The organism is Paraburkholderia sp. GAS206C (assembly GCF_050435645.1).
In the GTDB taxonomy this organism is placed as follows: Bacteria; Pseudomonadota; Gammaproteobacteria; order Burkholderiales; family Burkholderiaceae; genus Paraburkholderia; species Paraburkholderia phenazinium_B.
In genome coordinates this window covers 47,634-64,876 of the sequence record NZ_JBNDKR010000016.1, presented here as the reverse complement: position 1 = coordinate 64,876, position 17,243 = coordinate 47,634, and the positions used below count along the sequence as shown (strand labels likewise).

17 protein-coding genes are annotated in these 17,243 nt (G+C 61.3%); 12 read left to right on the top strand and 5 right to left on the bottom strand.

Annotated features, from left to right (window positions below):
* Positions 1–31 precede the first annotated feature (31 nt).
* Positions 32–1,567, top strand: a complete 1,536-nt coding sequence (gene metG / locus P3T20_RS34575) for a methionine--tRNA ligase (protein ID WP_429289243.1) — start codon at positions 32–34, stop codon at positions 1,565–1,567.
* A 137-nt stretch (positions 1,568–1,704) separates the two neighbouring features.
* On the opposite strand, the gene P3T20_RS34570 is transcribed toward metG, so the two are convergent.
* From P3T20_RS34570 to P3T20_RS34560, 3 genes are all read right to left on the bottom strand, one after another.
* Positions 1,705–2,442, bottom strand: coding sequence for a dienelactone hydrolase family protein (locus P3T20_RS34570; protein ID WP_429289242.1), 738 nt, complete (start codon positions 2,440–2,442; stop codon positions 1,705–1,707).
* Positions 2,443–2,671: 229 nt separating this feature from the next.
* Positions 2,672–2,971, bottom strand: a complete 300-nt coding sequence (locus P3T20_RS34565; RefSeq protein ID WP_429289241.1) for an ArsR/SmtB family transcription factor — start codon at positions 2,969–2,971, stop codon at positions 2,672–2,674.
* 65 nt (positions 2,972–3,036) lie between these two features.
* The gene (locus P3T20_RS34560; RefSeq protein WP_429289240.1) at positions 3,037–3,612 is read right to left on the bottom strand and encodes a DJ-1/PfpI family protein; all 576 of its coding nucleotides are present in this window, start codon (positions 3,610–3,612) and stop codon (positions 3,037–3,039) included.
* 299 nt (positions 3,613–3,911) lie between these two features.
* Here P3T20_RS34560 and P3T20_RS34555 point away from each other — a divergent pair, with 299 nt between their 5' ends.
* Both P3T20_RS34555 and mug read left to right on the top strand, forming a co-directional pair.
* Positions 3,912–4,937 carry a GlxA family transcriptional regulator gene (locus P3T20_RS34555; RefSeq protein WP_429289239.1) on the top strand — a complete coding sequence of 342 codons (1,026 nt, stop codon included), beginning with the start codon at positions 3,912–3,914 and terminating at the stop codon, positions 4,935–4,937.
* Positions 4,934–5,464 carry a G/U mismatch-specific DNA glycosylase gene (mug, locus tag P3T20_RS34550; protein ID WP_429289238.1) on the top strand — a complete coding sequence of 177 codons (531 nt, stop codon included), beginning with the start codon at positions 4,934–4,936 and terminating at the stop codon, positions 5,462–5,464. Before P3T20_RS34555 ends, mug begins: the two co-directional genes overlap by 4 nt.
* Here mug and P3T20_RS34545 read toward each other — a convergent pair.
* The gene (locus P3T20_RS34545; protein ID WP_074266493.1) at positions 5,425–6,357 is read right to left on the bottom strand and encodes a LysR family transcriptional regulator; all 933 of its coding nucleotides are present in this window, start codon (positions 6,355–6,357) and stop codon (positions 5,425–5,427) included. The genes mug and P3T20_RS34545 overlap by 40 nt on opposite strands.
* Positions 6,358–6,598: 241 nt before the next feature.
* Here P3T20_RS34545 and P3T20_RS34540 point away from each other — a divergent pair, with 241 nt between their 5' ends.
* From P3T20_RS34540 to P3T20_RS34525, 4 genes are all read left to right on the top strand, one after another.
* On the top strand, positions 6,599–7,273 hold the full coding sequence (locus tag P3T20_RS34540; RefSeq protein ID WP_429289302.1) for an antibiotic biosynthesis monooxygenase family protein: 675 nt from the start codon (positions 6,599–6,601) through the stop codon (positions 7,271–7,273).
* A gap of 105 nt (positions 7,274–7,378) precedes the next feature.
* The gene (locus tag P3T20_RS34535) at positions 7,379–8,950 is read left to right on the top strand and encodes an MFS transporter (protein ID WP_429289301.1); all 1,572 of its coding nucleotides are present in this window, start codon (positions 7,379–7,381) and stop codon (positions 8,948–8,950) included.
* 11 nt (positions 8,951–8,961) lie between these two features.
* Positions 8,962–10,038 (top strand): HlyD family secretion protein, encoded by a 1,077-nt coding sequence (locus tag P3T20_RS34530; protein ID WP_074266496.1) that lies wholly within the window; start codon positions 8,962–8,964, stop codon positions 10,036–10,038.
* Positions 10,035–11,576: an efflux transporter outer membrane subunit gene (locus P3T20_RS34525; RefSeq protein WP_429289237.1), complete on the top strand. Its 1,542-nt coding sequence runs from the start codon at positions 10,035–10,037 to the stop codon at positions 11,574–11,576. Before P3T20_RS34530 ends, P3T20_RS34525 begins: the two co-directional genes overlap by 4 nt.
* 12 nt (positions 11,577–11,588) lie before the next feature.
* Here P3T20_RS34525 and P3T20_RS34520 read toward each other — a convergent pair whose 3' ends face one another.
* Positions 11,589–12,515, bottom strand: coding sequence for a sterol desaturase family protein (locus tag P3T20_RS34520; protein ID WP_429289300.1), 927 nt, complete (start codon positions 12,513–12,515; stop codon positions 11,589–11,591).
* 302 nt (positions 12,516–12,817) lie between these two features.
* Between P3T20_RS34520 and P3T20_RS34515 the strand changes: the two genes are divergently transcribed.
* The 5 genes from P3T20_RS34515 to P3T20_RS34495 all read left to right on the top strand — a co-directional run bounded on the left by P3T20_RS34515 (position 12,818) and on the right by P3T20_RS34495 (position 17,193).
* The gene (locus P3T20_RS34515; RefSeq protein WP_429289236.1) at positions 12,818–13,816 is read left to right on the top strand and encodes a hypothetical protein; all 999 of its coding nucleotides are present in this window, start codon (positions 12,818–12,820) and stop codon (positions 13,814–13,816) included.
* Between the two features lie 67 nt (positions 13,817–13,883).
* Positions 13,884–14,174, top strand: coding sequence for a hypothetical protein (locus tag P3T20_RS34510; RefSeq protein WP_074266500.1), 291 nt, complete (start codon positions 13,884–13,886; stop codon positions 14,172–14,174).
* Between the two features lie 26 nt (positions 14,175–14,200).
* On the top strand, positions 14,201–14,914 hold the full coding sequence (locus tag P3T20_RS34505; RefSeq protein WP_074266501.1) for a response regulator: 714 nt from the start codon (positions 14,201–14,203) through the stop codon (positions 14,912–14,914).
* Entirely contained in the window at positions 14,911–16,266 is a 1,356-nt protein-coding gene (locus tag P3T20_RS34500; protein ID WP_429289235.1) for an ATP-binding protein, read from the top strand. The genes P3T20_RS34505 and P3T20_RS34500 overlap by 4 nt, the downstream gene beginning before the upstream one ends.
* A 165-nt stretch (positions 16,267–16,431) precedes the next feature.
* Positions 16,432–17,193 (top strand): DUF4410 domain-containing protein, encoded by a 762-nt coding sequence (locus tag P3T20_RS34495; protein ID WP_429289234.1) that lies wholly within the window; start codon positions 16,432–16,434, stop codon positions 17,191–17,193.
* Positions 17,194–17,243: the final 50 nt, after the last annotated feature.

Below are 17,243 nucleotides of genomic sequence, written 5' to 3'. Positions count from 1 at the left end.
GCAGGCGTCCCTTTTCTTTTTTGGAGCGGCAATGTCATACCGATACATCACCACGCCGATTTACTACGTAAACGATCGGCCGCATCTGGGCCATGCTTACGCCAGCGTGCATGCTGACATCATGGCCCGCTACCTGCGTGCTGCCGGTCACCAGGTCCTGCTGCTAACGGGCGCTGACGAGCACGGCGAGAAGATCGCCAGGGCCGCCCTGCAGGCCAACGAGGCGCCACAAGTGTTTGTGGAACGCCACGCACAGAGCTTCAAGGAAGCGTGGCGGCGCCTGGCAGTCAAGCCCCACATGTTCGTTCGCACCACGAACCCCGCGCACGCCAGGGTGGTGTCCGATTGCCTGACACGGCTCTTCGATGCCGGGGATATCTACCTGGCGGACTACGAGGGGCTTTATTCGATCGGTCAGGAGCGCTTTGTCACTGAGAAGGAACTGGTGGATGGCAAACTTCCTGAAGACAAGGAACCGCCTGTGTTGCGGCGCGAACCCAATTATTTCTTCCGCATGGAAGCGCATCGCGAATGGATGCGTCAGCTGTTGCTGGACACGCCAGACCTCATCCAACCGGTGCAATACCGCAACGAGATATTGAAGCTGCTGGAACAGCCGATAGGTGACCTGAGTATTTCGCGTCCCGTGGATCGTCTCGACTGGGGCATCCCGATTCCGTGGGATGCCGGACATGTTACGTACGTATGGTTCGACGCGCTCCTCAGCTACGTTTCGCCACTGGGTTATCCCGACCAGCCTGCCTTCGCTGATTACTGGCCGTCGGTGCGGCATGTGATCGGCAAGGACATCCTGCGCACGCACACGCTCTTCTGGTTGAGCATGACCCATGCATTGGGAATCGCGCCGTATCAGCGCTTGCATGTTTCCGGACACCTGCTCGGTTCCGATGGCCGCAAGATGAGCAAGTCGCTCGGCAATGGCGTCGATCCGCTGGAGGCCGCCGATACCTACGGTGTCGATACGCTGCGCTACACGCTAATCCGGGAGGTCAGCTTCGGCTTCGACGGAATCGTTAGTAACGCAGTGATCGAACAACGCCTGAATCGGGATCTCGCCGACGATCTGGGCAATCTGGCCGCGCGCACGCTGGCCATGGCGATGAAATATCGCGGCGGCACGGTGCCTGCGCCGAAGGCCTATGAAGCGCGCGAGGAAGCGATCATCGGCTGGTCGAACGAACTGCCCGGCATCGTTCTGGCACTAGTGGAAGAAATGAAACTGAGTCGCGCGGTGGAACAGGTAATGGATTTCGTCAAACACCTGAACGGCTACGTTGCGAGTAGCGCGCCATGGGCACTGGCGACGGATTCCAACGCGTCGGACCAGTTGGATACGGTGCTCTATACGCTGTTAGAAGCGCTTTGCAGCGCCAGCAATCTTTTGCATCCTGTGATGCCGGGCAAGATGGAGGAGTTGCGAGGCTTGCTTGGGGTTTCCGCCGAAGCGCAGTGGAATCTGCCTTGGGGTCATGGCGTAAGACCGGGGACGCAGGTCAAGGAAGGCATCCTGTTTCCAAAGCGGCCGGGCGCTGAACACCCGGACTAGCCATTTGATCTGATCTGTTCAATCCGCAATCCACCGTCTTTATCAGAACGGTGTTTGCGGATCTGCACAGCAATCAAAGGTACCGGTTCAAGCCCGACGGCTCACTGCGCGCTGAGTCTCCCGCGCATCAGGAACTGTTATTTGAGCGTTCGAGCGTACAACGAGAACAGCTCCTTCCAGCCCCGCTCGGCCGCCTCTGCGTCGTAGACGGGCATGTCCGGCTTCATCCAGCCGTGCGCCTTGCCTTTGTACAGTTCGCTCTTGTGCTTCACGTCCGCGGCGCCCAGCGCGGCTTCGAAGCGCTCGCCCATTTCGGGTGGGAAGCTGTGATCGTTGTCGGCAATGCCGATATACAACTCGGCCTTGATCTTGTCGAGAAGCAGGTGGGGACTCGTCGGCTGGTCGGTCGCGAGATTGCCGCCGTGGAAGCTCGCCGCCGCAACAATGCGATCCGGGTAGTAAGCCGCCGCCGTGAGTGCCATGCCGCCGCCCATGCAGAAACCGACGGTGCCAATCTTCTTACCGGCCACATCAGCGCGCGTATCGAGGTATTCGATAAAGGCCGCGGTGTCTTCAGCGGCTTTGTGGTTGTCGCTGCTGGCCATCATGGGCCCAACGGTGGCACGGAAATCGCCCTTCAGCACTTCCTTGGGGTCGAGCGGCCCGTAAGCTCCGAAGCGGTAAAACAGGTCGGGCAGAAGCACAACGTACCCTTTGCTCGCCACGTGCTTTGCCATCTGGAGCATGCCTGGCCGGATGCCAAAGGCGTCCATGTAGAAGATCACAGCGGGCCATTTGCCCTCGCCTTCGGGCGTCAGGACCCACGCCTTACAGGCACCTTCCTGTTCCTGAATGGTGACTTGTGATTCGCTCATGCGCTACGCCTCCGTGTGTGTTCGCCGCGGGTTCCCGACATCGGCCCAATGATCACGACGATCATGGTTATTCAGGGAAAACTTAATTGTAACGGGGATCGTCATTACAAGCATGGGCGGACGGCGCCTTCAACTCGGCCAGGCCTTGAGGGCTGTCGCCAGCGTGCGATGGAGATCGTTGCAAGCGTTCGTGCCCTCAGCTGGATGCAGCCTTAACCATCTGATGCGACTATATTTCTTTCCTTATCTGTTCCGCGAAGGCGCGAATCACTTCATCGTTTCGCATCACAAACATCCACTGACCGACGCGCGTCGAAACAAGCAGTCCGGCTTCGACCAGGATCGCAAGGTGGGCCGACACGGTCGACTGGGATAGCCCACTGCGCGCGTGAATTGCGTTTAAAGGTACCCCGCATCCAAGATCGATTCGACTTCGCAAAAAGTATTCTTCTGGCGTCTTTAACCATCTCAAGATCTCGCGCCGGAACGGATTTGCGAGTGCCTTATGGATCAGGTTTTCGTCAACCATACATTTCATTTCGACCGTTAGCGCGTGAAAGGCAGATCCGTCACATTCGACGATAGGGTCCCGGGTCATGACTGCCTCGACAATGACCGTGCGAGGTTCGTGGCGAATTCGTCACCAAGGTCCTCCCTGACCAGGGCCAACGCCACCCGCATACCGTCACTGACGCCGCGCGACGAGTGGAGGTTGCCGTCCTTCACGCTGCCTTGATTGCTCATGACGTGCACCAAGGGGTAGTCGCTGGAGAGCCGTTCGGCGTCGCGCCAATGCGTGGTCAGCGAGCGATGGTCGGCGAGGCCGGCGCGTGTGATTAAAAAGGCCCCATTGGACACCGACACGAGCCTTCGCACCCGACGGCCGGCGTCACTGAGCCACTCCACCAGCTCGCGATGCCCGTGCCTCGGGCCAACCACCGGCGAACCTGGCACTACGACGATGTCAAATGGAGCGCTCACATCCAGCAGACACTCAGTCGTGCTAACCGCCACGCCACTCGAGCACACCACCGGCCCTCGGGACGGCCCCACGAGATGCTGCTCGTACATCGTTGCGCCGCACAAGCGGTTCGCTTCGTGGAAAACCTCCATCGGGCCCGTCACTTCGAGCAGCCGAAATCCTGCGTAGAGCATCATTGCAACATGCATGCGCCGTCACTCCTGTCCCTGGTTGTCGTCCCGTGTCAACGTAGACCGCGACGAAGGGGCGGCTATAGCCGTATCCATGGGATAAAGTCTAATCAGACGGCATGGGAGAGGAAACACGCGGATAGCACGATACCGGGCCAATCAACGTGAGATTTGGGCCAGGCACGGCTGGACGCCCGTCCGCTTGTTACACCGCTGCAAAAGTCAATTACCGGTTAGTGCGTCCCTCTTTCTGGGCCATTGCGGTAAGCTGCAATACCGCTCGGAAACGGGTCCATTCACTCCACGAAGGTCACGGTATGAAAGTCGCCATTGTCATATTCGATGGTGTCCAGGCGCTCGACGTTGCAGGCCCCCTCGACGTGTTCGCGGAAGCAAACACGATCCTGCCCGAACATCAGAAGTACGAAGTCTCGCTGGTGGGCGCGCGCGCCGGTACCGTGACCTGCTCGAACGGGATGGGACTTTCCGTGCCGTTCGGCTACGCGGACCTCGACACGCAATGGGATCTGCTACTCGTCGCAGGCGGCCCGCAATTGCCCGACGCTCAACCGTCCAGTGACTTCCTGACGTGGCTGCAAAATCAGGCAAGCAACGCGACGCGGTTTGGCTCCGTTTGCAATGGTGCATTCGTACTGGCTCATGCGGGACTGCTCGACGGCAAGGAAGTGACGACTCATTGGTCGGACGCAGATCGCCTCGCCCACGAATTTCCGCAGGCCTCCGTGCAGCCCGACAAGATCTTCGTTCGTGACGGACGCCTGATTACCTCGGCAGGTGTGACGGCCGGCATCGATCTGTGCCTCTCGCTTGTCGCCGAAGACTGGGGGCATGAACTGGCGGTGCGCGTCGCAAAGCGTCTTGTCGTCTACATCCAGCGCGAAGGTGGTCAGTCCCAGTACAGCCCATACGTCGGAAGCGGAAGGGATGAAGATCCGATTATCGGCAAGGTCCACCGCTACGTGACCGAGCACATCACCGAAGCGCTATCGATCGAACAGCTCGCTGGCGCAGTTGCGGTGAGTCGAAGAACCTTCTCGCGAGTATTCGCGAAGTATGCCAAGGTGACGCCCTCCGCGTTCGTCGAACAGGTTCGCGTCGACACCGCAAGAAAGTTGCTCGAAGACTCGGATGCACCGCTGAAAACCGTCGCATTCAAATGCGGATTTCGGAGTGCCACACATATGCGCACGACTTTCTCGCGCCGCCTCGAGGTCACCCCGAAACAATATCGGCAACGATTCCGCGGCGAGGCCGGCGCGCAACCGTGGGCCAATCAGGGTGCCGGCAAGCAGATATCGCTTCAAGGACTGGCTCATCTGTGACCGAAGCTGATTCCATTCAGCCGCTTCCTGACATCCTTGAACCGGGCCTGTCGGTAATCTTTTGCGGGATCAATCCGGGTCAGCGTGCGGCGTCGACAGGTCATCACTTTGCGGGCCGCGGCAACCGGTTTTGGCGGGTGCTGCATCTTGCAGGCTTCACGCCTGAACAGATCCCTCCCGAAGACGACCGTTCGCTTCTTCGATACGGTTGCGGTCTCACCGCGGTGGTCCCGCGCGCCACAGCGCAGGCTGCCGAGTTGTCGCGCTCGGAGATCGAGTTGGCCGGGGAGGCTTTTCGGCTAAAGATCGGGCGGTACGCCCCGCAACACGTCGTTTTCCTCGGAAAGATGGCACTCGCGGCCATCTCCGGCACGCGCGATATCGATTGGGGGCTGCAAACAAAACCCTTCGGTGGCGCATACGCGTGGGTCGTACCCAATCCAAGCGGATTGAACCGGGCGTTCGGCCTTGACGCGCTGGTGGCCGCCTACCGGGAAGTTCGCGTCGCTGTAGCGTCCACGTCCTGAAGGTGCGCATTTTTGCGTAGCGCCTCGGTCACGAACTCCACGAAAGCGCGAATCTTGCCGCTGGTGCTTCGCCTTTCTACGTGAAGCAGGCTCACCGGTGTCGCCTCGGGCTCGAATGAGGTCAGCACCGGTTGGAGCCTGCCATCGGCTACATCAGGCGCTGCCTGATACGACAGAAACTGGGCGATTCCCACTCCATCGACGGCAGCGAGAAGAGCAGCAGGACCCAGGTCGACAATCATCCGCGGCTGAAGTCTCACAGGCAGCCGCGAACCGTTCTCGTTGAACGCCCACTCGAGCGGAAGCGAGACGCCCGTGAAAGATACACAGTGGTGATCGGCCAGATCTCTGGGGTGAAGGGGCTCCCCATGCTCGGCGAGATAGGAAGGCGCTGCGTACGTCCGACGCCGCACAAAGCCTAGCGGAACGGCGAATGCCGAAGAGTCGCCGAGATGGCCGATACGGATGGCAATATCCACACCCTCTTCCAGAAGCCGCGTCGTTCGATCGGCGTACACCGCATTGACGTTGACGTCCGGATAACGCAGCACGAATGCGTTGACCAGCGGCGCAACATATCGCTGGCCGAACAGGACCGGTGCGGAAATAGTCAATGTCCCCACGGGATTGAGTTGATCGGCCGCCAAGGTCGCTTCTGCATCCGTGATGGTGTCCAACACCTTGCGGCAGGCTTCGAGGTATGACAGGCCTGCATCCGTCGGACGAACCGTTCGGGTCGTGCGGGCCAGCAGATGTGTGCCGAGACGCGATTCCAGCGAATTGACCGCCCGCGAGACCGCGGCGGACGACATGCCAACTTTGTCAGCCGCACCCGTGAAGCTGCCCCGGTCGACGATGGCCACGAAAATCTCCATCTCACGCAATTTGTCCATTTCGCTCCCTACCCTCATCACGCGTCCATAAGCCGTGATTCTATGCGTTGTGATCGAGGTGCCGGAGATCGGCCTGCAAAAGACTCTTTCAGGCCGTGAGGGTTATGCAGAACGTCCTTGAAAGCATGGCAAATTTCGATCACTCATTGGCCCAATACCAACCCGTTTGGACTCCAATGAATCGGGCCGATCCTGGACAATCTCTACACGTTGTACGACTAACCAAACGAGAGAGGTCCACATGTTCTCCGCAATGCTTGAAGTTCACCCGATCCCTGAGCAGGTCGATGCCTATCTCGGCATGGCCAAAATGCTGCGTCCTGAACTGGACAAAATCGACGGATTTATTGACAACAACCGCTACGCAAGTCTCACACGCGAGGGGTGGCTTCTTTCGCTGTCGAGTTGGCGCGACGAGAAATCGCTCATCCGCTGGCGTACCGAAGCGACGCACAACAGGATCATGCAGGCTGCGCGCGACCGCGTGTTTTCCGACTATCGCCTGCGCATTGGTCAGACCGTCAGCGATACGCATGTTCCCGCGGGACACGCCTTGCTCGAGCAGCGCCTGGATGTCACCGAGACGGGAAAAGGTAAGGCAGTGACGCTACATGACGGGAAATTCTCGCCGGCATGGGTGAAGCAGAGCAGCGCAGACGAGGTGGCGAAATCACTCGGAGTGGATACGAGCGCGACTGACCTCGTTTCCTGGGACGTCTTCGACGCACTGCTGGCACCGGGAGACGTCATCGCCGTTCTGACGTGGCGCGACCATGCAGCAGCCGAAGCGTTCCTGGCCAAGGCAGCTACGGCGGATGCATCGCGCGTGCGCAATATCCGCGTTATCCGGGAGTACGGCATGTTCGATCGCCGGGAAGCGCCGCAGTACTTCAAAGAGGCGCAACCGAAGATGTAACCCGGCCGCCGGCCGCTATCGGTGCCGGAGAGTCTTCGCTTCTCATGTGATCTCCAACACCGACATTTAGAAGCCCTATTGAACCTGAACAGTAACGGGATTGCCATGACTACAGCCAACCTTTTAACGACCACAGCCGCTCCTGCGCAGGCGGCGCCCGCACAATCCGCGCTTCCGCTTCGCCTGGCGATTGGTCTCGTTGGCATGCTGCTCGCGTCTTTATTGGCCATTCTCAACGAACAGGTCACCGCGCAGTCCCTGGCGGACATTCAGGGCGCGCTCTCGATAGGGCATGACGACGGAACCTGGCTGACCGCTTTATTCGAAGCAGCCAATGTCGCGACGATGGTGTTTGCTCCGTGGTTTGGCATCACGTTCACGCTCAAGCGATTCACCATCGGCGCCGTGATCGCGACGATGCTGTTCGGGATCCTCTGCCCCTTCGCACCAAACCTGCTGACGCTCTATGCGCTGCGCGTCCTGCAGGGAATTGCAGGAGGATGTCTGCCCCCGATGCTGATCATCGTGGCGCTGCGCTACCTTCCGCCCAAGGTGAAGCTATACGGCCTCGCGGGCTACGCCCTCACGGCGACCTTTGGACCGGCGCTCGGCACGCCGCTCGCTGCTTTGTGGACCGAGTATGTCGGCTGGCAGATGGCGTTCTGGCAAATCGTGCCGCTTGGTATCGCGTGCTGTGTGGCGATCCAGCAAGGGCTTCCCGCCGATCCCCTCAAACTCGAACGGCTCAAGGCATTCAACTGGACCGGGTTTCTGACGGGATTTCCGGCCGTCGCGATGCTCGTGACGGGCCTGCTGCAAGGCGATCGTCTGGACTGGCTCGATTCCGAGCTCATTCGCGTGATGTTTATTGGCGGGGGGCTTCTGTTTGCGACATTCCTCGTCAACGAGTGGTTTCACCCCCTGCCTTTTTTCAAGCTGCAGTTGCTGTCGCGCAGAAACTTCACGCACGGACTGACGACCCTGCTGGGCGCGGTGATCCTGCTGGTGGGTGTGGCCGCAATACCCGGCCAGTATCTCGCGAGCGTTCATGCCTACAGGCCGCTGCAGACTGCGCCCTTGTCGTTGCTGGTTGCGATCCCGCTTCTGATCACGCTCCCACTGACCGCTGCCGTTCTGAATCTGCGGCGGGTCGATCACCGGTGGGTCATGGCGATCGGCCTGTGCCTCATGCTTGCCACGTGCCTGATGGGAAGCTTCATTACCTCCGAATGGATTCGCAACAACTTCTACTGGCTTCAATCGATCCAGATCGTCGCGCAGCCGATGGTAATCCTGGGAATCCTGATGGGTGTGACGACGGGCCTGGCCCCGACAGACGGCCCATTTGCTTCGGCGATGTTCAACTCGCTCAAAACCTTTTCAGCGGCTGTAGCAACGGCACTCATCGAAGGGCTGAGCACCGATCGGGAACACCTTCATTCGAACATGCTCGTGGACCATTTAGGCAACCACGCGCTTGTAGCAAGTCAAAGCGTCGACGCAGCTTATAGCCTCGGCGAACTTGCACACCGGATCCACGAGCAGGCAGTGGTGCTGACGTCGGCGGATCTCTACCGGGTCATGGCGGGTGTTGCCATCGCCCTCCTTTTCCTGGTGCCCGTGTTACCCGTGCGGATCTACCCGCCGTGGTGCACGACGCCCTCCACTTCACGCTAAGGACGGTTCTTATGTCATCCGCTGCTAAATCTCCCCTCAGGATTATTCGTGTTGCCGCGTTGCTTGTTGCGGCCGGCATTGGTGCGTGGGCTTGCACAAGCCTGACCGGCAACTCGAATACCGAATCCACTAACGACGCTTACGTTGAAGCCGATTTCACTTTGGTGGCGCCGCGTATCGCCGGTCAGATATCCGACGTATTCGTCAACGACAACGAGTCGGTCAAGGCCGGGCAATTGCTGGTCCGTATCGATGATCGTGACTTCAAGGCCGCTTTGATGAGTGCCGAAGCGGACGTGGCAGCGGCAAAGGCGTCCGTTGCGAACTACGACGCCGAGATCGCGCGGCAGCCCTCGCTGGTCGAGCAAGCGAGCGCGACGCTCAAATCCGACGATGCGTCGATCGGGTTTGCAAGAGCCAACGCCTCGCGATATCAGGACCTCTCGGACGCAGGTGCGGGAACGACCCAAGAGCAACAGCACGCGTCGAGCACGCTCGCCGAGCAACTCGCGCAACAGGCACACGACCGGGCCGCGCTGGCGTCGACCGAGCAGAATCTCGACGTATTGCGTACCCAACGCGATAAGGCAGCCGGCGCACTCGCACGCGCCGAAGCGGCGCTCGATCAGGCACAGCTCAATCTGTCCTATACGGAGGTTCGCGCCCCGGTGGACGGCAAGGTTGGACGGCGTTCCGCACGGGTTGGAGCGTTCGTGACGCCAGGTGCGCCGGTTCTCGCGATCGTGCCGCTTTCGGACGCTTACGTTGTTGCTAACTTCCAGGAAAACCAGATCACCAACATGCGCCCTGGCGAGAGCGTACGCATCAAGGTCGACAGCTTTCCTGGCGTTGTGATTCATGGTCGTGTCGATAGCCTCGCGCCTGCAACCGGCGTGGCCTTCGCGCCTATCGCACCCGACAACGCGACGGGCAACTTCACGAAGGTGGTGCAACGCGTGCCGGTGAAGATCACGATCGATCGAGGTCAGGAGGCAGCGTCTGCGCTGAGCGTGGGGCTGTCTGTCGAAACGGAAGTTGCCGTGGGTCAGCATAGCGATACCCTGGCCGAAGCAGGAGAGAGAAAATGAATACGAACGGCTTTTCTTTCAGCGCGCTGGTGTTGGAGATACTGGCGTGCCTCGTGATAGCGGGCTGTACGGTTGGGCCGAACTTCGAACCTCCCGTGACGTCCACGCCGCCGCAAGTGTTCGATCGCACTCAGGCGGCGCAGGCTCCAAGCAAGGCTGTCGAGACCGACTTCGATACGGACTGGTGGACCCTGTTCAACGATCCCACCTTGAATACGCTCGAACAGCAACTGGCCAATGCGAACCTCGATGTGGCCGCGGCATCGGCGCGCCTTCGCCAAAGCCGGGCTGAGCAGCGCGTCGCAGGTGCAGCAGAATATCCCACGTTGGACGGCGCTGCGTCGTATGACCGCGAGCGCGGAAGTCCGAACGGCATCCTGTCGCTGCTCGGGGTTAGTCCGACCGAAACGCAGTCACAATCCGCTTCGGGTAATACGCCGCTTGGCGTCGCGCCGTTGCCGGGCTCCAAGGGTTCGCCGGCGTACAACCTCTATCAGGCGGGCTTCGACGCCTCCTGGGAACTCGATATCTGGGGCCGCAATCGACGCGGAGTGGAAGCTGCGACTGCCTTGACGCAAGCTTCTTACGAGGATCGAAATGCTGTGCTGCTGTCAGCCCGCGCCGAACTCGCGCGAGACTATATCGAGCTTCGCGATACACAGTCGTTGCTGCGCATTGCGAAGCAAAACCTCGAACTTGCTCGCGATACCACGAAACTCACGCAAGTCCAGGTACGCGAAGGCGTGACGACGGATCTGGACGTGGCCAACGCTTCCGCGCAGGTGGCTTCGATCGAGAGCCTGATCCCGACGCTCGAATCGCGCTGCGAGACCACGATCAACGCGATTGGCGTATTACTCGGCGAAGAGCCAGGCGCGCTCGCGCAAACACTGAGCGAGCCGCATGACGTCCCCGAGCTGCCTGCGCAGGTACCCATCGGCTTTCCGTCGGAGCTGGTGCAACGCAGACCGGATATCCGGCAAGCGGAGGCACAGCTGCATGCTGCCACTGCCTCGATCGGTATGGCAAAGGCCGATTTTTATCCGCGCATTTCGCTGAATGGCAGCGCAGGTTTTCAGAGTCTGCAGCTCTCGAGCCTCGCCAACTGGGCGTCGGGGCAGTTTGTTGTCGGACCCTCCATCACGATGCCGATTTTCGAAGGCGGACGGCTCAAGGGGACATTGCATCTGCGTGAGGCGCAACAACAGGAAGCCGCGATCGTCTATCAACGCACCGTACTTGAAGCGTGGCGCGAGGTGGACGATGCGCTGGTGGTCTACGATGCCGAACAGCAGCGGCGTGACCGATTGACGGAGGTGGTGGCTCTGAACCAGCGCGCACTGTCGGTCGCGCAGCAGCGTTACAAGGCCGGTGCACTCGATTATCTCGACGTGCTGAACGTACAGAGGCAGTTGCTCGATGGCGAAAGCAATCTCGAACAAAGCAAGGCAACCGCTGACGCGAATCTGATCACGCTTTGCAAGGCGCTTGGCGGTGGCTGGGAGTCGACTTATGCCAGGCAAGACGTGTCGCGTTGATGAGAGCATTGCTCACCGTCCCTGCGTAGTACTGACCGGAACGGTACGCGCTGCAACCAGGCTCTGCCGACGCAGTGCCTCAGTTGTTTCGTCGGAACCATCAGCGCGCCAGCCCGGCGGCAATATCACATAGCAGATCGCAGCCCACACGCTACGCGCCGACGCGATATCCCGTGCAAGACTAACCCAGTGCTCGAATTCGACGACAAGCGGATTGCGTGAGCGCGTCGGTGTCGTGAGACCGTAACGGCACGGCTCATCGGCGCGTTCTTCCACATAGGTGCCGAACAGGCGATCGAAGATGACAAGCACGCCGCCAAAGTTCGCATCGAGATAATCGACATTCGATGCGTGGTGCACGCGATGTGCCGACGGCGTATTGAACACGTATTCAAGCCAGCCAAGTTTCGGCGTCCACGTGTTATGCAGCCAGAACTGATAAAGCAGATTAAAGCTCAGCGTCGCCAGCACGATTTCAGGGCGCACGCCGAGCCACACGAGCGGTGCGAAGAAGATCGCCGAGCCAGTCAGTTTGCCGGTCAGGCCGAGGCGATAAGCAGACGAAAGCGTCAACTGGTTCGGCGAGTGATGAACCGCATGCGTCGCCCAGAAAAAGCGGATGCGGTGCGACGCACGGTGATACCAGTAGTAGCAGAACTCCTGTCCGATAAAGAGCAGGAACAACATCAACGCGCTGTTGAGCGTGACGGTAAAGATCCGGTGATCCCAGGCAAGGGCGAAGACCGGCGTCGCGAGCGAAAGCGGCAACAGCGCGAGCAGCTTGCGGCCGGCTACATCCGCCAGCGAAATCCATACTTCATACCAGTCGAACGGCGAGGCGCTATTGCGCTGTATGCGGGTGAGCACCCATGCCTCGATCAGCGAGACGCCAATGACGAACAACGTAACAAAAAGCGCGATTTTTCCAGTAGTCAACATGATGGGCAGATAACGGGTTGAGAGGTGAGACGCGTCGTCTGCGGGTAAAGCCGCTATCGCGTCGGGTGAAGCTAATGTAGTGGGCTGCCCGGCCAAAAACCACGCGTAAACCATGTCGCCAGATGTCACGGAACTCCTGCCGCGACGGCAAGCCGGCCGCGCAGCCCGGCTGCTGGCGGCGCGCCGCCATGGTGTAACACCGCGACATCTTTTACCGGGCGATTATTTCGCGAGCTCCTTTTATAGTTCGTCCCGTTGCCACGCCGCAGTGCGTGACTGAACCGAACCTTGAAGGACACCTCATGAAACTCCGCCACCTCACCGCAGCCAGCGCTGCGCTGCTCATCGCCCTCAGCACGCCCGCCTTCGCCGGATGGTCGGGTCATGGCACTGCCTACACGCCGCACGGCACCTACAACGGCGCACATTACGGCTCCTGCACGGGCGGCAGCTGTACGCACGCAGGCGGCGTCGCGAATCCCTATGGCGGTATCGCCACCAACACCGGCACTGTCACTCGCACTGCTCCCGGCCAGTTTTCGAATTCGGGCACAGCCACCGGCCCTAACGGACGCCAGGTCCAGCACTCGGGTGACACAAGCTGCGCAGGCGGTACGTGCGACCACACCGGCACCCTGACCGGCTCGGACGGTCACAGCGCCACGACGTCGGGCAGCGTGACGCGCAACGCGCCGGGTCAGTATTCGTCTTCGGGCACGATCACTGCCGCGAATGGCAACACCACTAGTCACACGGCATCGACAGACTGCGCCGGTTCCACCTGCACCCGTTCCGGCACCGTGACGGGCACCGATGGTGGAACCGTCACGCATTCGGGCAGCGCGACACGCGTGGCCGCTGGCGTGGTCACGACGGGCGGCGGCACGACGGTTGTGCACGGCGGCACAGTGACCACCGGTGGCACTGTCACGACGGTGGGCGCTACGGTTGCCGTGGGTACCGCACCGGTCGTGGTCGCGCCGGCACCAGTCGCCGTCGCACCCGCACCGGTGGTCGTGGCGCCGGCACCCGTGGTCGTCGCGCCTCCGGTTGCATACGTGCCACCGCCGCCCGTCGCCTACGTTGCACCTGCTGCACCGAAGACCGTCTACGTTGCACCGCCCCCGCCCAAGGTGGTCTACGTCGCGCCGCCTCCGCCGCGTGTCGTGTTCATCGCGCCGCAGTCCCGCACGCTGTATGTCGCGCCGCGTCCTGTGTATGTAGCGCCCGCGCCGCGTCCTGCTGTATTCGTGCCCGGCCACTGGGTTGGGCGCTTCTGGGTGCCGGCGCACTGGGCGTAACGGCAAACATCAGATCAATGAATTAACCCTGCCGGCCATGAGCGTCGGCCACACCACGGAGTAAATGATGAAAAAGATGATCGCGGTTCTTGTCTTGTGTATTGTTTCGGCAACGGCTTCGGCTCAGAGCGCACTGCCACCTGCGGATACCCCGCGCGGCGAGCGTGCGATGCAGCAATTGCAGGCCCGCTTTGCCAGTGCCAACACGACGGGCGACGGCAAGCTGACGCGGGAACAGGCGGCTGCGGGTATGCCGATGGTCGCGAAACATTTCGACGAAATCGATACGCAGCACGTCGGTTATGTCACGCTGCCGCAAATCGAGGCACTGATGCAACAGAAAGCAATGTCACGCTGAATGCCAATGAAGCCAGGAGACGCGTCATGGAGCAGGTGAACAGGATTATCGTGCTGGACGACGAAGCCGAGTTGCGCAACATGCTGCAACGGTTTCTGACCGGCCACGGGTTCCATGTGCGCGTCGTCGCCGACGGCAAGCAGCTCGACCGCTACCTGCAGCGCGAGCCGTACGACCTGCTCGTGCTGGACCTGATGATGGAACCGGAAGACGGGCTGACGATATGCCGGCGGCTGCGCGCCGAAGGGCAGACGCTGCCCATCCTCATGCTGACCGCGAAAGGCGACCCGGTCGACCGCGTGGTCGGCCTCGAAACCGGTGCCGACGATTACCTCGCGAAACCGTTTCTCCCTGATGAACTCGTCGCGCGCATCCGTGCACTGCTGCGCCGCCAGAAAATGGCCGCGGGCGTGCCGACCGTGACCTCGCAAACGCTGCGCTTCGGCGAATACCAGTTCGACGTCGGTACGCAAACGCTGCTGCATCGTGGCGAGCCGGTCGAGGTGCACTCCGCGCAGATGTTGCTGCTGCACGCGCTGGGGTCGTCGCCGAACCGGCCGGTGAGCCGCGAAAACCTGCTTGCGCGGGCGCGCGGCCGCGACCATGACGCGCTCGATCGCAGCATCGACGTGCAGATTCTGCGGTTGCGCCAGATCGTCGAAGACGATCCGTCGAAACCGCGCTTCATCAAAACCGTCTGGGGCGTCGGCTACATGCTCGTGGCAGGCATCGACTCGTGAGCACGCCTGCGCGTTCAAACCGGCGCAGCAGATGGCTGCCGCGTTCGCTGCTGGCGCGCAATATCGTGCTGCTGGTGGCGCTCGTCGCACTGACCCAGGCATGCTCGTTTGCGGTGCTGCTGCATTTCGTGCAGCGCCCGCGCATCGACCGTGCTGCGATCATCTTTGCCGACTACGTCAAGACGCTCGATGGCGTGCTGGCCGCCATGCCACCCGACGAAGGCCGCGCCGCGGCCGCGCGCCTCGGCGCTCAGACAGAGACGCCCGAACATCTTGGCGTCGAACCGCCGCGCAGCCCGGTCCGCCTGTTTCGCACGTGGCAACGCGACGTCTTCGTCGGCGCACTGCAGCACTATCTACCGCCCGACATGCTGGTGCGCTGGCAGACCGGCGATGGCGAGCGGCTCTGGATTCGCGTGCACGTAGCCGGCGCGCCCTGCTGGATTGCGTTGCCGATGACCGAAGATGCGCAGGCGAGCGGCATTACCACGACGCTCGTGCTCTCCGTGGGCCTCGCGTTGCTGGCCGCGCTAACGGGTTATCTGATCCAGTTGCACATCAACCGACCGCTCAAAGATCTGGCGCGCGCCGCGCGACACGTGAGCGCGGGCGAAGCGCCCGTCGTTCTCCCGACCGACGGGCCGACCGAAATCGCCCAGGTGAGTAGCGCGTTCAACCAGATGACCCAGGCGTTGCAGCAGGCCGAAGCGACGCGTGCGCTGATGCTCGCTGGGGTGTCCCACGACATCCGCACGCCGCTCACCAAGCTGCGTCTCGCGATGGCGATGGCGATTCCGCGCGGCGCCGACGATACGTTCGTGGCGTCGGCGGAAAGCTATCTCGACCACATCGACACGATTCTCCAGCAGTTCATGGATTACGCCGGCAGCGGCGAGCGCGAGGCGCCGCTGCCAGGCGATCTCAACGCGCTCATCGGTCAGCTCGCGGCGGATTTCGCGGGGCTCGGACACGAGTTCGAACTATCGCTCGGCGAAGTCCCCGTGTTCGCGTACCGGCCCGTGAGCCTGATGCGGCTCCTGATGAACCTGATGCAGAACGCGGTTGTCTATGGGCGCACAGGTCTCGCCGTGCGCACGTGGACCGAAGACGATGTCGCATGCGTCGCCGTCTGCGACCGCGGCAGCGGAATTGCCGCCGGGGAAATGGAGAAGCTCAAGACGCCGTTCAGCCGCGGCACGAACGCACGGACGCATTCGGGCGGCACAGGTCTCGGGCTCGCCATCGTCGAGCGCATCGCACGCCTGCACGGGGGCTCGCTTCAGTTTCGCGCGCGTGAAGGCGGCGGTCTCGAGGTGCACGTCACGTTGCCGCTAAACCGGCATTCTTCATAAAAAACGCGGGCATCCCCTGCCCGCGTGCGACGAGTCCCGGCGACATCGCGCGACACAATTCCTGAATGGTGTGCGGCGCCACTTCCTCCCATACTCACGTCTGCGTGCTGCGGCACACCTCCCCCCGACATTTTCCGGCGCCACGGTGCCGATGACAGGATCGACATGCAAACCTCATTCAAATCCCTCGTTGGCAATGCAAAACGTTTCGCAGGCATGGCACTCGTGGCAGGATCGCTACTCTTGACTGGCTGCGCCTCGGGCATCAACGGCACAACGCAAACCAGCGCTGCGCCGCACGTTCGTGCTGACGTCATCTATGTGTATTCGTTTAACGCCACGCCCGAGCAGGTGAAAATGGACAGCGGCATCGCACAGAAAATTGGATCGGCGATGAGCGGCGAATCGTCTGCGCAAAAGCAGGCTCAGACCGCGATCGATACGCGCGAACAGGTCGCTAACGAAATCGTCCGCGAACTGCAATCGATGGGCCTGCACGCGGTGCGCGTGGATGGCCCCGCACCGGCGAACCAGAACGCGCTGGTCGTCGAAGGCAGCTTCCAGACGATCGACGAAGGCAAGCGTCGCCGTCGCATCCTGATTGGTCTTGGGGCTGGCAAAAGCGAAGTGAGTGCGTCGGTCCAGATCCTGTATAAGCCCGCCGCAGGCACACCGATCGCATTGCAAAGCTTTTCCGCTAACGCCGACAGCGGCCATATGCCGGGCATCGCGGAAACAGCGGGGGTCGGTGCAGCGGCTGGTCATATTGCAACGGCTGCAGCGACAGGCACGGCATTGCATGGCGTGTCCGAGGTGAAGCAGGACGGCGTGAGTGGTGACGCGAAAAAGCTGGGCGATTCGATCGCGAAGCAGATTGCCGCGGCAAACACCGCAAACGGGTGGATGTCGGCTAAACGTATCGACTGACGCGAGTCTCAAACTGGCGGCATCTGGCCGGATGCGTGCGGAGTACAGGG

Bases quoted from the DNA above. Each gene is read 5' to 3' on its own strand.
- metG (WP_429289243.1), top strand. From the start codon at position 32: ATGTCATACCGATACATCACCACGCCGATTTACTACGTAAACGATCGG.
- P3T20_RS34570 (WP_429289242.1), bottom strand. From the start codon at position 2,442: ATGAGCGAATCACAAGTCACCATTCAGGAACAGGAAGGTGCCTGTAAG.
- P3T20_RS34565 (WP_429289241.1), bottom strand. From the start codon at position 2,971: ATGGTTGACGAAAACCTGATCCATAAGGCACTCGCAAATCCGTTCCGG.
- P3T20_RS34560 (WP_429289240.1), bottom strand. From the start codon at position 3,612: ATGCATGTTGCAATGATGCTCTACGCAGGATTTCGGCTGCTCGAAGTG.
- P3T20_RS34555 (WP_429289239.1), top strand. From the start codon at position 3,912: ATGAAAGTCGCCATTGTCATATTCGATGGTGTCCAGGCGCTCGACGTT.
- P3T20_RS34545 (WP_074266493.1), bottom strand. From the start codon at position 6,357: ATGGACAAATTGCGTGAGATGGAGATTTTCGTGGCCATCGTCGACCGG.
- P3T20_RS34540 (WP_429289302.1), top strand. From the start codon at position 6,599: ATGTTCTCCGCAATGCTTGAAGTTCACCCGATCCCTGAGCAGGTCGAT.
- P3T20_RS34535 (WP_429289301.1), top strand. From the start codon at position 7,379: ATGACTACAGCCAACCTTTTAACGACCACAGCCGCTCCTGCGCAGGCG.
- P3T20_RS34530 (WP_074266496.1), top strand. From the start codon at position 8,962: ATGTCATCCGCTGCTAAATCTCCCCTCAGGATTATTCGTGTTGCCGCG.
- P3T20_RS34525 (WP_429289237.1), top strand. From the start codon at position 10,035: ATGAATACGAACGGCTTTTCTTTCAGCGCGCTGGTGTTGGAGATACTG.
- P3T20_RS34520 (WP_429289300.1), bottom strand. From the start codon at position 12,515: ATGTTGACTACTGGAAAAATCGCGCTTTTTGTTACGTTGTTCGTCATT.
- P3T20_RS34515 (WP_429289236.1), top strand. From the start codon at position 12,818: ATGAAACTCCGCCACCTCACCGCAGCCAGCGCTGCGCTGCTCATCGCC.
- P3T20_RS34510 (WP_074266500.1), top strand. From the start codon at position 13,884: ATGAAAAAGATGATCGCGGTTCTTGTCTTGTGTATTGTTTCGGCAACG.
- P3T20_RS34505 (WP_074266501.1), top strand. From the start codon at position 14,201: ATGGAGCAGGTGAACAGGATTATCGTGCTGGACGACGAAGCCGAGTTG.
- P3T20_RS34495 (WP_429289234.1), top strand. From the start codon at position 16,432: ATGCAAACCTCATTCAAATCCCTCGTTGGCAATGCAAAACGTTTCGCA.